The sequence below is a fragment of the Paenibacillus sp. ALE2 genome (assembly GCF_054113385.1).
Genome location: NZ_CM134213.1, coordinates 858,336 through 872,086, shown reverse-complemented (window position 1 = coordinate 872,086; position 13,751 = coordinate 858,336). Strand labels below are relative to the sequence as shown.

Genomic DNA, 13,751 nt, shown 5'->3' with positions numbered 1-13,751 from the left:
GCCGTGAATAATCATGTGGGAGTTCCTACGGAAATACAGATGAAAGCACCAATTATTGAGATGAGCCAGGTCTATAAAACCCGGGGTGACCGGAAAATTGGACCGATTAATTTAACGGTTGAACCAGGATATGTGGTCGCTTTGGCTGGACATAACGGATCAGGGAAAAGCACATTGATTCATTTGCTGACTCAGCTTGTTCATCCGGATTCCGGTGAGATTCGTTGGTTCGGTCAAGCATACCCCGACGGCATGCCGGCAGATACACGACAATGGGTTGGGTATATACCGGAGCAGCCGGTTCGTGAGGAGGATCGATTAACTGCAGAAGCAGCAGCGGCTTTTCGAGCATTGTGGTATCCCGGCTGGGATGAAACACGTTTTCAGCGTCTAATGGACCGCTTTCAGGTTCCAGCACATACGAAATTATCGAGTATGTCCAAGGGACAGCGCCGGAAATTCGAACTGGCTGCTGCCTTGGCGCCGCACCCCCGTGTGTTGCTACTGGATGAGCCTTCATCGGGTCTAGACCCTTTTGCCTGGAAGATCATGCTGGAGGAACTGCGGGATTGTATGAAGAACGGTAAAACGACGATCATTATTGCTACCCATATCATGGACGAGATCAAGCGTTTGGCGGATTATATTGTCTTGATGCACGATGGCAGGCTGCTTGGCAAGCTGGAAAAAGACCATCTGCTCGAAAATGGCAAGGAAATGTGGTTTGAAGGTACACCAGAGGAGGCATCGGAGCTTCCGGGAGTTGTAGAGACGGAGAGTGATGGGAATTTACAGCGAATTATAACGCTGGCAGCTGGAGAGACCAGTGCCATATTGGAACAAGCGGGTATTCGCCCCATCCGTGTGCGCCGTCTGGAGCTGGATGATATTTTAGTACATTGGTCTGCGGGACAACTATCGGCGGATACAGAGACATTCATGAAGAAGGAAGGGGTAAAGCAATCATGAGCATGCTGCAATTGGAAAAGGTCGTGAAGCAATATGGGAATCATACGGCGGTAAACGGAATATCCCTGAATGTGAACGGTGGCGAGATTTACGGACTGCTGGGAGGCAATGGAGCAGGCAAAACGACAACGATGCGCATGGTGCTCGGCCTGATTTACCCTGACGGGGGAAGCATTCAATATGAAGGCAAGCCCTACAGCAAGGAGCTTCAGCGGACAATGGGCTATTTGCCCGAGGAGCGTGGACTGTACCCCAAGGTGAAGGTGAGCGAGCAGATTAATTACTTGGGCAGGCTGCGGGGAATGTCGGCCAAGGAGGCAGACAAAAGTCTACGCTACTGGCTAGAGCGCTTTGGAGTGCCGGAATATTACGACAAGCGGATTGAGGAGCTATCCAAGGGAAATCAGCAAAAAATGGGCTTTATTGCGGCTGTTGTGCATCGTCCGACGCTGCTCATTTTGGATGAGGCCTTCAGTGGGCTGGACCCGGTGAACGTCGAATTGCTCAAGGATACGGTGAAGGAACTGCGGGATGAGGGGGCAGCGATTTTATTTTCAACCCACCGTATGGAGCATGTAGAGGAGCTGTGCCGACATATTACGATTTTGCATCGCTCGAATACCGTAGTGCAGGGAAGTGTGCAAGAGATTAAGGGCCGTTACCCACGTGAAAAAGTTCGCCTCATCACTACAGGTGAAGTGAACGGACTGGAGCAGCTGCCGGGCGTACGCCGTGTAGAGCATATGGATCGTGGCTGGATGCTGCATATTGAGCAGTCGGATGCGGCGAAGTTAATTTTGCAAACAGCGTTAGGGCAAACGGATGTGGAGCATTTTGAGATCAAGGAACCTACGCTCAACGAAATTTTCATAAGAGAGGTGGGAGATTCCCATGAATAGACTGGGTACGGTGATCGGGTTTACGTTTCGTCAGAAGGCGAGGACCAAATCCTTTATCATTACGACACTGGTATTGGCCTTGCTCATTACGCTGGGCATGAATCTGCCGTATTTGATTTCTTTGTTTAAAGGAGAAGGGGCCGGAAGTTCCGGCACAACTGCAGCCGCACATCAACGCTTGGGTCTGATTGCCGGGAACCAGACAGAAGTGGCAAATCAGCTGGAGCGGTTTACCAAGGAGCAGTCCAATCCGGCAGCCATCTGGGTACGTTATGACAGCGTACAAGCGCCGACAATGCAGCAAGCCTTGAACAACGGAAAGCTGCAAGGTTACGTGCAGTTCACGGAGCCTGCCGCCAAGGGAGACACGTTTCCTAAAGTGGAATACGTCTCTGTAGAAAAAGAGCCATCTCCGGCTGTCATTACATTGGTGCAAACGGGACTTCAGGAAGCAAAGGTCAAGGCTATTATGGGCGACAAGTCGCTGACCAGCGACCAAATCCGTGAAATTAGTACACCTGTATTGGTGGATAGCAGGGAAGTAGACAGTCCGTCTGAGGCAGGGGGAGCTGCGGGGAAAGAGGAAAAAGCGACCTCCATGATTAACTATGGTTTGGTCTATGTATTGATGATTTTATTCTTCACCTCTTCCATGATGACGGGGAATATGATCGCCGCAGAGGTAACATCGGAAAAAAGCTCACGGATCATGGAGATTCTCATCACAAGCGTGTCGCCGTTGACCCAAATGTTTGGGAAGATTATTGGCATCTTCCTGGTGGGTCTGCTGCAAATTGCCGTTTTCGCAGCCGTTATATGCGCCAACCTCATGCTGCCGCATAATAATGTCATTCTTAGCTCGGTCGGACTGGATTTGTCTCAACTGAATATTGCGGTGCTCGGCTATGGTCTCATATTTTACATTCTCGGCTACTTTCTGTACGCGGTATTGTTCGCCGCGGTGGGCTCCATTGTTAGCCGTACCGAAGAGTTGGGGCAGGCAATCATGCCGATTACCGTGCTGTCACTCGCAGCCTTTTACATCGGGATCTTCAATATTGCCGCACCTGATACGATTTTCATTAAGGTGGCCGGATACATTCCGTTCTTTTCTCCGACCGTCATGCTGCTACGCATCGGACTGGAACGGGCGAGTCTGCTGGAAATTTGGCTGTCACTAGCCATTCTAGTTGCTTCCATCCTATTATTTGGCTGGCTGGCCGCCAAGATCTACCGTACGGGTGTCTTAATGTATGGCAAACGACCTTCGTTCAAAGAGCTAAGAAAAGCGATGAAGGCTTACAAGATTTAATAAATGTAGGAGAACATTGTGAGTAACCATTATAGTTGAGACAAATGTATTAATAAATGAGATTTTTTCAATATATGTTTGAGACAAAGTGAGAGCCTTGATTCATCAGAAGTACCGATGGATCAAGGCTTTTCTGCTTTATATTGTGATGATTAATAATTGGTGATGTTTTGAGAGGAGAAGTTAGACTTATCATTAAATAAATCAATAAAGCTTATGACTGAGACAAGATTCCTTTAACAAACAATGAGACACTGTGCTTGTAGAACTCTTCCTCGGTGACGAGTTGGGACTGATATTGCCGGTGAATCAGCTCGCTCATCTGAAATCCGTAGCACATCGAGAGGAAAGTCATGGCGGCAAGACGCTCATCCTGTCTGGCTATAACTTTTTTCTTCTGCAGGCGTTCAAAATATTCAACTAGCAAGGAGTGCAGCTTCACCGGCGGATCGGCCAGCACTCTGTCCAATTCGGGAAGCATTCCTTTGTCACGGATGCCAATCAAAATGATGTCCGCATTTTTATGGAAAAACAAACGGTACTGCTGACTTACATTCAGCAGATCTACTTCCGGATTATCGGTCGCATCCTCTTTTAACAGCTTCTCAAATTGCGGGATATCCGAATGTCTTTCAATGATGGCTTCCAATATGCCTTGCTTGCTTCCAAATTGCCGGAAAATCGTAGATTCATTGACTTTAGCTTCCGTTGCAATGGCTTTGGTGCTTACTCCCCGATAGCCCTTCTTTTTGATGAGCCGTGTCGCGGCTTCAATGATTCTGTCTGAAGTTTGCATTGCATTTCTCCTTTTACATATGTTAAACCTATTCTACTACAAGATTTTGCATATGCAGCAGGGTCGGGGTTCATCATTTTCATAAACGTTTATTTAAGGCAAATCGCTTCTTTTTTCCCAGCGGCTTGGTTCAGTAATCTTGACATGATCAGGCACCAATTGCGTGAGCGAGCCTAATTTATCAAATGTAATCTGGATTCGGTCAGAGGGCAACAGCCATTGTTCGGTCTCGATTGCGCAACAATCCGGTATCGTCCCCATTCCTATAATCGTGCCTGGGAGCGGCGTGAAAACTTTGAGAATCTCCTCCATCACTTTTGCAGGGTGTACAGAATACTCGGATGTGCTTCCCTTCCAATGCAGTCTCTCCCCGATCCGTACATCCACATCCAGTGCCAGCGGGTTGCCGATTTCATCCGGCGTAGCTAGAAATGGTCCAATTCCTTTGCTGCGATCAAAATCTTTGCAGCGCGTCGGTCCAGTCAGCGCCAGGAAATCAGGCCACTGCACATCGCGAACAGTACTGTCGTTAAAAATAACATAACCTGCAATGCAGTTCCCCTTCCCTGTAACAAAGGCCAGCTCCGGCTCGATATCCAGGTAGGAAGAGTACGAAGGCCAATGTATCGTATCCCCATCGCCAATTAATGCGTTATGGTTACACTTGTAATAACTGAAAATTACTTTATTCGGATCCCGCTGGAATTTTTCAGCAATTTTTCGTTTAAGTTCTTCTCTTTCCGGTCCTGTGTATTCTCTTTGCAGCAGATTTACGCCAGCATTTCTCAGATGTCTTGGCGTCAGCCCGAAATCGATAAGCGCAGCCGGATGTGGAACCGGCGGCAGCAATTTTACCGCTGCAATCGGGCAGACTTCATTTTCATTGAATTGATGCGACAGTTCGACAGCATATTGCATCAATTCCTTAGCGGCATCATAACTTGCCGGCAAATAATGAAGATAGCTGTCCATACTTTCAAGACTGTCAACGAATGTTCCCTGCTTTTTCATGATTGCGGCAAAAGACACGACAAATTTCTCGTTAATTACAAGCCCAAATAAAGGTTCCTGAGATGTCTTGGTTTGAAAGGTTACTAGCTTCATGTTGCAGCGCCACCATCCATGTTGTTTGATGTTGTTCTGTTACTATCATATTGCATAACATAAATGCATGCAAGTGCTTGCTTGTATTTATGTTTTCGATTCTCTATATTAAAGACATAATCAGTGTGCTTTACCCCAAAAACATATACGCAAAGGAGAATTTCCATGAAGTATGGACGTATTATCCAAAAACCTCGCGTTAAATTTTTTGAAGTCGCAAATGGCGTCTTTGCCGGTATTTCGCCGTATCGCGGCATCAGTTGGGCCAATGCCGGGTTCATCAACAAGGGCGGAGGGCTGGTGTATGACACGTTCTTCGATTTGTTCCATGCGCGGGAAATGCGGGAGGCTTTTAAGGAAGTAAGCAACGGCGGCTCTCCCGCATATGTGGTGAATTCGCACTATAACAGTGACCATGCCTGGGGAAACAAAGTGTTTGAAGATGCTTGCATTATTATGCACAAGGAAGCGTCCAGAGAGCGTCTCACCGAAAATATCGCCTGGATGGATAGCGTCATCAGAAGAGGAAAGAATTCTCCGGAATCGACTTCGGGCGAGCGGTTTTTTGCAGCGGAATTTGAAGGATTCGACCTGAAAGGCGTAGAATGGGTGCTCCCGAATATTGAGATAAAGGACGATATCAACATCCGTCTTGGCGATATGGAAGTTATGATTTACAACGTAGCTCCGGCCCACTCTGACAGTGACTTGCTGCTGTGGATGCCAAAAGAAAAGGTGCTGTTCGCCGGCGATGTCGTGTTTAACGGTTGTACGGCATACAGCGAAGAGGGAACCCTCAATTTGGTTAAAGTGCTTGATCGCATTATTGATGAAATTAAACCCGAAATCGTTGTTCCAGGACATGGCGCCATCTGCGGCCTGGACTTCGTGAAGGAGCAAAGAGACTACCTCCTGAACCTGATTAGCGAGTTTAACAAGCATTACAATGACGAAATTGATACCTTGTCCCTGACCAAGCAAATTGATATTTCCCGCTTCCTTCATTGGATTCAGCCAGAACGGTTGTATGTTACAGTGGATATCCTATTGAAAAGCAAACGAGGGTTACCACCCCTTCCAATTTGGAACGAGGTGCCTGCTAAGCTGGAAGACATGAAAGCTTTTTTGGCCGGAAAATATGGCGATCAGATCAAGCCATGGGACCCTATGAGTGTTTGGCAAGAATAGCAAGTTGAAGCTAGCGTACGAAAAACAAAAAACGGCCTTGTCGCAAACGATGCGAACAGCGGCCGTTTTTTTTTATTGTTCCACGGAATTTAAATCGGCGTTTAGAACCGATTATAAAGAAATGGAGATGGACTTATGACTAACTTAACTTTCGCAGCTCAATCATGGGAGAAAAAACAGAGAGTGGTAAGGCAAGGCAGTGTCTGAGCTTGGAAGTTTTCCACCCATTCGGATACGGGTCCCGGATTCGCCGCAGTACACACCGCAGCAGCCGAAGAGTAAGGAGCAGTTTATAGAAGGACTTCGTGGTGTAGTGGAGCGGATGAAACGTACTGAAATCACCTTGCGTCAGGCACCCGGATTTGAATAAAATCCTCCATCCCGGTTTCGATGCATTTAATGCTACAGAGTGGTTTTTACTAGTTAAAATGCAATACAGCATCATCTATTGCAGCTAGGGCGTTTGTAACATTTTTTAGAAAATAACGATGTATAAATTGCCAAGTAGAAGTGGTGTAACGATGTTAAATGTAAAAAAACAGTACCAAAGTCGCGGCTGGAATGGCGTTGTATCTGCTTTGAATGTTCTATATGTTGGGTTCGCGCAGCTCTGTCATGGCAAAGCCCCGTCCGAAGTGATTCTTCTAAATTCATATTTTTTACAAGAAAGCAATTCTAAAACCACGATAACATTGTCCCGCTGAAAGTCGCTATTTTAAGTTGAAATTAAACATTGAAAAAGCTTGTCGCTGGCAAGCTTATTTTGATGTCTTTGAGCTAATAAAGATAATATGAAACCTATACAAGTAGATGTATACTTATGCATTACAGTAATGAGGATATTCTCATTAATTATGATTTTTATGGCTTACATGAGTTGGATAGCGATAATTTTCTCACTAATTATGACACCGCACATTGTGAGTAACCATTATAGTTGAGACAAAGTAGGGACCTTGATTCGTCAGAAGCACTGATGAATCAAGGTCTTCCTACTTTATATGGTGATGAATAATAAAACAGCAATTTAGTTTAACCCCGGAAACAATTATAGCGAACAAGTGTTCTTTACATATATTATGTATGAGTATATAATCAAAACGAAACGGAAACGGAGATCTGGTGTGCTAGATAAAGCAATGTAGATTTTTCTTTAGTATAAGCACATTATAAATATATCAATTGGAGGAGTCTGTATGCCATATTGTAAAGTCAAGAATGCCAATATATATTACGAGGAAATTGGTACAGGCAAACCGATTATAATGATCCATGGTTTTACACCAGACCATCGGTTAATGAGTGGGTGTATGGAACCGATATTTGAAGATATCCCCGGTTGGCGTCGTATCTATCTTGATTTGCCTGGAATGGGACAAACAATGGATTACGATCAAATATGTAATTCAAATGATATGCTAGAAGCAGTTATAAATTTTATTGAAACTCTTGTCCCAAACCAAGATTATCTCATAGCAGGCGAATCATACGGTGGTTATATTACAAGAGGAATAATTAATAGACATAAAGATCGTATTGGTGGAGCTGCACTGATTTGTCCATTAATTGTTCCTGAACACAAAAGAAGAATACTTCCCGAGCATTTTGTTGTTCATCGTGATCGCGAGTTTATGGGCACCTTAAGTGAAGAGCAAATAAGTGATTTTAGCGCAAATCAAGTCGTTCTCGATGAATATAATTGGAAGAGGTATTCAGAAGAGATCGTGGCAGGTTGTAAGATCGCTGACTACGATTTTCTTAGCAAGATTCAAAGAAACTATGGATTTTCCACCAATATAGATGAATTAGTATTCGATAAACCAACAGTATTTACTCTTGGACGACAAGATGCAGTCGTTGGTTACATAGACGCTTTTAAAATTTTAGACAATTATCCTAGAGCAACCTTTGCCGTTCTAGATCGAGCAGGCCATAATCTTCAAATTGAACAGGCTCTATTATTTGAGTCACTTATTCGTGAGTGGCTTGAAAGAGTAACAGAGTTTGGATTTTAGTTGTATATGAATCCATTGAACTAACGGGCAGGGAATTAATCTGTACTTTATTCAGAAAGCTCTGAAGCGTAAGCTACCGATCTTGAAGCTGGAATCGTTCGAATCTCAACTGGACATCTACTGAAGAATAAAGGCTATGCCGTCGTACGTAAATAAATAGTCACTTCAAAAAGATGAGTCGCTTGGCTCGTCTTTTTTTGTTTTGAATGATTCAAGTTCTCATCTCAGGTGTGGATAAGAACTTGACTCGATGACTAAATGCTAAACAGGTACCTCTTCAGTGAAATAATCCAACACCATACAACCAGCTCCTTGAGCCACAATATTGTAGGCTTCAGTGGATTTAATGATTTGAACATGACTATCAGGATAAAATTTTAATCGATCCTGTGCTGTTTTAGCTGCTACCTCAAAAAAACGCGGTTTTGGTACTAGAGTTCCTCCGAAAATCACGATCTCAGGACGTAACAGAAAAATCAGATTACTGAGACCCACACCAAAGTAATAAGCTGCATCCTCAACAACTTCTAAACAGAGCGCATCGTTTTGCTCTAAAGCATATAAAATGTGGTGTAAATTGATCTCTTCGAAATCGTTAACTTCGGTCGTAAGCATTGAAGGCTTGCCACGCTTCATGAGCCTAACCATTTCGTCACGAATAGCAGGCAAACTACTGTATGCTTGGAGACACCCATATGAGCCACAAGAACAACGTCGACCATGAATATCAATGATGATGTGCCCAAAGGTATCATCCATATCTCTTTTTCTGCTAACCAATCTGCCTTGAAAAATAGTACCGCATCGAATTCCAATATCACTGGATACAAAGACTAAATTATCTGTTTCTTTCCAAAAGTTCATACGATATTCAGCTAGCGCAGCCAAGTTGGTCCCATTCTCCAGAAATACAGGAGTGTTGGTTTTATGTTTTAAATATTCAATTATATTTATATCCCATCCACCTGCAGGAAAAAGTTGGGGATGTGAAATGACTCCCATTGCCGGATCAAACGAATCGAGAACCCCAATGCCGATGCCCAACAATTTCTCCCTAGGAACGTTATGTTCAGCCAGTAAATCCTCAACGCACTTTGCTACATAATTTAATGTGTACTCTCCAGTACATTCGGTGGTCATCTTTAATTTTTTGACGCCTATAATATTTAGCTTTAAATCAAGCAGCAAGACAGTTGTGTATAAGCTTGTAATCTCAACCCCAATCAAGTTGTAAGCATCCGGTTTGATGACATAGGCCAGAGGTTTACGTCCACCACTTGATTTTCCAATCCCACTATCATAGATAAGATCTTCTGCAACAAGTTCGTCAAGTAAACGCCCACATGTTACATGCTTAAAACCAGTGTGTTCAGCTAACGTGTTAATGGTTACAGGACCTAATTTACGAACTAAGCTATATAACAGTTTTAAGTTTTTCGCTTTGGGTGATGATAACTCTTCAAATTTATTTAACATATAACTTCCCCTTGATCTTTAATACAAGATGTTGTTTTCAGACATAAATATATAGTTACAATTATTATCGGGCTTTTTTGATGATATATCTACTCTGATTATTAAATCTGTACAATTTTGGATGTTTTAGATACACGTTGAGCTAATGAAGAAAACATGAATTAACTTTTGATAATTAGTATAAAAAGAACTGGAGATAATGACGAATTATTTAACATTTAATTAGTCTTTTTATATAAATGATAAATAGTCATTTACAAAAGGTAGTTAAGCTATTACACTAATCAATGAAAGCTGTTGGAGCAGCAATTTGAAGTGATTGATACAGATAGCTTACAGCAAACTATTTTAGGAGGAATTAAATATGCATAAAATGCAAGATATTTTGGAAACCAGAGACTTTATCATGAGTAAAACATCATATCGTCCGACGATCGGAATGATTTTGGGGTCCGGATTAGGGACATTGGCTGACGAAATTGAAAACCCTTTCACAATACCTTACAGCGAAATTCCCCACTTTGCAAAATCTGAAGCGTTAGGTCATGCGAACGAATTAGTTATTGGGGAGCTAAAGGGAAAAACTGTATTGGCAATGAAAGGACGTTTTCATTACTATGAAGGCTTTTCTTTGGATGAAGTGACTTTTCCGGTGCGTTTGATGAAGGCCCTGGGTGTAGAAAACTTGCTCATCACCAATGCTTGCGGCGCCGTTAATAAAGACTTTAAACCGGGTGAGTTAATGTTGATTACGGATCACCTCAATTTGGTAGGTACGAATCCATTGATTGGACCGAATAATAACGATTTGGGTACTCGTTTTCCTGATCTTTCTCAAGTGTACAATGCTGAATTGCGACAAATTGCTACGGAAGTTGCAAAAGCACAAAATACAACTTTACGCGAAGGCGTATATTCCTGGTGGAGTGGTCCAGCTTATGAAACTCCAGCTGAAATTCGCATGATTCGTACATTAGGAGCAGATGCTGTTGGAATGTCAACCGTACCAGAAGCCATCGTAGCTGTTCACGCGAATATGAAGGTTCTTGGAATCTCCTGTTTAACCAACATGGCTTGTGGAATTCTAGATCAGCCTCTAAGTCATGACGAAGTAATTGAGGTAGCTGCCTTGGTAAGAGAGAATTTCATTGCTTTAGTTAAGGGAATTGTAGAGAAGGTTTAGTAATTATATAAAATCCGATGAAGAAAAAGGCGAGGTTATGAAAGGGTATATTTATGTCATATTAGGTGCAATTTGTTATGGTTTATTATCGACTTTTGTGAAATTAGCCTATAAAGATGGTTATATCGTGAATGATGTTGTTGGAATACAGCTCCTCTTAGGATCGATATTATTATGGGGCGGAGTGCTTATTACTAAAGGCACGAAGAGTACAAAACAGAAGAAGTTTGTAACGCCAGGTAAAAGGGAAATAATTTTATTAGTCACTGTAGGGGCTACAACAGGGCTTACAGGAATGTTTTATTATCTTTCACTTCAATATATTTCAGCTTCTTTGGCGATTGTACTTCTTTTCCAGTTTACATGGATCGGTGTGTTGCTAGAGGCGATTTTCAATAGAAGAATTCCTGAAAAGGGAAAGCTACTATCCATTATTCCTTTGCTAATCGGAACGATAAGCGCAACTAATATTTATTCGACTGGAATTTCTGCCGTTCATTGGCTTGGCTTTTTATTTGGTCTGCTTGCAGCACTATCTTATTCTATTTTTATGATCGTTAGTGGTAGGGTCGCCGTGCAAGCAAATCCGATGATGAAGACAGCTTTCATGACTACCGGAGGTCTGCTCGTTTGTTCGATCATTTTACCTCCAACGTTTTTAACAGATGGAAAGCTTCTATTACAACTGGCTGTACAATATGGGTTTGTTTTAGCTTTTGTCGGTCCCTTCCTCTCCACACTGCTTTTCTCCAAAGGTGTTCCGTTAGTGGGATCAGGAATAGCATCAATATTAGGGGCAATGGAGCTTCCAACAGCCTTATTAATGTCTGTCTTTGTCCTGAATGAGCACATTGGTGTTCCGCAATATGTAGGGATCGTTCTTATCTTAATTGGAATATCATTACCGAAATTACTGAAAAAAAATAAAAAGGACATCTTAACCATTTGAAACATCCTTAGCTAGATAATAATCACAGATTAGGGAGGCATATAGAATGACAAACAAAGATGAACTCTTTATGAAAAAGGCAATTGAGGTTGCTTTACAATCCCGAAATGAAGGAAATGAGCCCTTTGGTGCGATATTGGTCAAAGGGGAGGAAGTCGTAATGGTTGGGGAAAATAAAATTAATACGTTTTGTGATCCAACACATCATGCAGAAATGGGTTTAATCCGGAAATTTTGTTCTGAAAACAATGTATTTGATTTGAGCGAATACACTTTGTATACAAGTTGTGAACCTTGTGTAATGTGTTCTGGCGCCATGGTGTGGTCTAATCTGGGCAAAATAGTATACAGCGTATCACATGATCAGTTAGCTGAAATCGCTGGGAGCAACATCATGATCGCATGTAATGAAGTATTTGAGAAAAGCCCTCAAAGACCTGAATTAGTTGAACAAATACTCAATAAAGAAGGTTTAAAAGTCTTTGATGGATACAAATTTTCTCATTAAATAACTTTTTTTTAAATATGAGAATTTATGAATTCATTGGGCAACTTCACTTGGTAGTGAAGCTGTCCTCTTTTATGTGTCGTATTACTGCTGCCTGGATATAAAAAATAATGCTTCAGATAAAACAAAGGTGCGTGTTGAGAGGAGAGATTGATATATGAATAAACGATTTCAACGAATTCATTTAATTGTCCTAGATTCAGTTGGTATTGGAGAAGCACCGGATGCTGCGGCTTTTGGAGACGAGGGGGCAGATACGTTGGGGCATATCGCAGAAAAAATGAATGGACTGTATATGCCTAACATGGCTGCACTTGGATTGTCCAACATTAAAGAGATTCAAGGAATACCAAAAGCTAATCGCCCCGCGGCTTTTTGGACCAAAATGCAGGAAGCCTCTAACGGGAAGGACACGATGACAGGGCATTGGGAGATCATGGGGTTACGTATAGACGTCCCCTTTCAAGTATTTCCGAATGGTTTCCCTGCCGCTTTAATTGAAGCACTTGAAATGAAATCAGGGAGAAAAATCATCGGAAATAAACCTGCCAGTGGCACTGAAATATTAGATGAGCTTGGGGAGGAACATATGAAAACGGGGGCCTTGATCGTTTACACATCAGCGGACTCCGTTCTGCAAATTGCTGCTCACGAAGAGATTGTACCGCTGGATGAGTTATACCATGTCTGTGAAATGGCACGCGAAATGACCAAAAACAGTGATTATATGGTTGGCCGAGTCATAGCCAGGCCGTTTGTAGGGGAGCCGGAACAGTTTAAACGAACGGCTAACCGGCATGACTATGCACTGAAGCCTTTTTCCCGGACGGTCATGAATGAATTAAAGGATGCTGCTCTGGATGTAATCGCTGTAGGGAAAATTTCAGATATTTATGATGGAGAAGGCGTGACCGAGGCGATTCGAACGGTATCCAACATGGATGGAATGAACAAGTTTATTCAGGTTGCACAGAAGGATTTTACGGGTTTGTCCTTTTTAAACCTGGTTGACTTTGATGCCCTTTTTGGTCACCGTCGAGATCCACAAGGGTATGGCAATGCACTGGAGGAATTTGATGCCCGGTTGCCAGAACTTCTGGAAAAAATTACCGAAGATGATTTGCTTATATTGACTGCGGACCACGGAAATGACCCGGTTCATCATGGAACCGATCATACACGGGAATATGTGCCGCTACTCATCTACTCCAAGGCGTTTTCGGAAGGCCGAGAGCTACCTCTTCGCAAAACGTTTGCAGACATTGGAGCATCCATTGCTGACAACTTTGGAGTCGAATTGCCAGACCACGGTACCAGTTTTATGCATGAGTTAATCATAAAAAGATAAACGT

General features: G+C 42.8%; 13 protein-coding genes. 10 read left to right on the top strand and 3 right to left on the bottom strand.

Annotated elements, in window-relative coordinates; all coding sequences use genetic code 11:
* Positions 1-3: 3 nt before the first annotated feature.
* Genes ACXHJ1_RS03550 through ACXHJ1_RS03540 form a run of 3 tightly spaced genes read left to right on the top strand, consistent with a single transcriptional unit; the run spans position 4 to position 3,180 of the window.
* Positions 4-969, top strand: coding sequence for an ABC transporter ATP-binding protein (locus ACXHJ1_RS03550; RefSeq protein ID WP_174821134.1), 966 nt, complete (start codon positions 4-6; stop codon positions 967-969).
* Positions 966-1,868 (top strand): ABC transporter ATP-binding protein, encoded by a 903-nt coding sequence (locus ACXHJ1_RS03545; protein WP_457905621.1) that lies wholly within the window; start codon positions 966-968, stop codon positions 1,866-1,868. Before ACXHJ1_RS03550 ends, ACXHJ1_RS03545 begins: the two co-directional genes overlap by 4 nt.
* Positions 1,861-3,180: an ABC transporter permease gene (locus tag ACXHJ1_RS03540; RefSeq protein ID WP_457905620.1), complete on the top strand. Its 1,320-nt coding sequence runs from the start codon at positions 1,861-1,863 to the stop codon at positions 3,178-3,180. The genes ACXHJ1_RS03545 and ACXHJ1_RS03540 overlap by 8 nt, the downstream gene beginning before the upstream one ends.
* Before the next feature lie 214 nt (positions 3,181-3,394).
* Here the strand turns inward: ACXHJ1_RS03540 and ACXHJ1_RS03535 are convergent, their stop codons facing one another.
* Together ACXHJ1_RS03535 and ACXHJ1_RS03530 are read right to left on the bottom strand one after the other, a co-directional pair.
* The gene (locus tag ACXHJ1_RS03535; RefSeq protein ID WP_013369248.1) at positions 3,395-3,976 is read right to left on the bottom strand and encodes a TetR/AcrR family transcriptional regulator; all 582 of its coding nucleotides are present in this window, start codon (positions 3,974-3,976) and stop codon (positions 3,395-3,397) included.
* A 93-nt stretch (positions 3,977-4,069) separates the two neighbouring features.
* The gene (locus tag ACXHJ1_RS03530) at positions 4,070-5,080 is read right to left on the bottom strand and encodes a fumarylacetoacetate hydrolase family protein (protein ID WP_025363934.1); all 1,011 of its coding nucleotides are present in this window, start codon (positions 5,078-5,080) and stop codon (positions 4,070-4,072) included.
* 165 nt (positions 5,081-5,245) lie between these two features.
* Between ACXHJ1_RS03530 and ACXHJ1_RS03525 the strand changes: the two genes are divergently transcribed.
* The 3 genes from ACXHJ1_RS03525 to ACXHJ1_RS03515 all read left to right on the top strand — a co-directional run bounded on the left by ACXHJ1_RS03525 (position 5,246) and on the right by ACXHJ1_RS03515 (position 8,283).
* Complete coding sequence (locus ACXHJ1_RS03525; protein WP_457905619.1) at positions 5,246-6,268, top strand: MBL fold metallo-hydrolase; 1,023 nt, start codon at positions 5,246-5,248, stop codon at positions 6,266-6,268.
* 199 nt (positions 6,269-6,467) lie between these two features.
* Positions 6,468-6,638, top strand: a complete 171-nt coding sequence (locus ACXHJ1_RS03520; RefSeq protein WP_155399775.1) for a hypothetical protein — start codon at positions 6,468-6,470, stop codon at positions 6,636-6,638.
* A gap of 826 nt (positions 6,639-7,464) precedes the next feature.
* Positions 7,465-8,283 (top strand): alpha/beta fold hydrolase, encoded by an 819-nt coding sequence (locus ACXHJ1_RS03515; RefSeq protein ID WP_016819554.1) that lies wholly within the window; start codon positions 7,465-7,467, stop codon positions 8,281-8,283.
* A gap of 261 nt (positions 8,284-8,544) precedes the next feature.
* Here ACXHJ1_RS03515 and ACXHJ1_RS03510 read toward each other — a convergent pair whose 3' ends face one another.
* Positions 8,545-9,759, bottom strand: a complete 1,215-nt coding sequence (locus tag ACXHJ1_RS03510) for an ROK family protein (protein ID WP_016819555.1) — start codon at positions 9,757-9,759, stop codon at positions 8,545-8,547.
* A 364-nt stretch (positions 9,760-10,123) separates the two neighbouring features.
* On the opposite strand from ACXHJ1_RS03510, the gene ACXHJ1_RS03505 reads away from it, so the two are divergent.
* The 4 genes from ACXHJ1_RS03505 (at position 10,124) to deoB (ending at position 13,747) form a co-directional block, all read left to right on the top strand.
* A complete protein-coding gene (locus ACXHJ1_RS03505; protein ID WP_016819556.1) occupies positions 10,124-10,942 on the top strand; it encodes a purine-nucleoside phosphorylase in 819 nt (272 codons plus the stop codon).
* A gap of 37 nt (positions 10,943-10,979) precedes the next feature.
* The gene (locus ACXHJ1_RS03500; RefSeq protein ID WP_457905618.1) at positions 10,980-11,891 is read left to right on the top strand and encodes an EamA family transporter; all 912 of its coding nucleotides are present in this window, start codon (positions 10,980-10,982) and stop codon (positions 11,889-11,891) included.
* Positions 11,892-11,937: 46 nt separating this feature from the next.
* Complete coding sequence (locus tag ACXHJ1_RS03495) at positions 11,938-12,399, top strand: nucleoside deaminase (RefSeq protein WP_457905617.1); 462 nt, start codon at positions 11,938-11,940, stop codon at positions 12,397-12,399.
* A gap of 157 nt (positions 12,400-12,556) precedes the next feature.
* Complete coding sequence (deoB, locus tag ACXHJ1_RS03490; protein WP_457905616.1) at positions 12,557-13,747, top strand: phosphopentomutase; 1,191 nt, start codon at positions 12,557-12,559, stop codon at positions 13,745-13,747.
* The last annotated feature ends 4 nt before the right edge of the window (positions 13,748-13,751 follow it).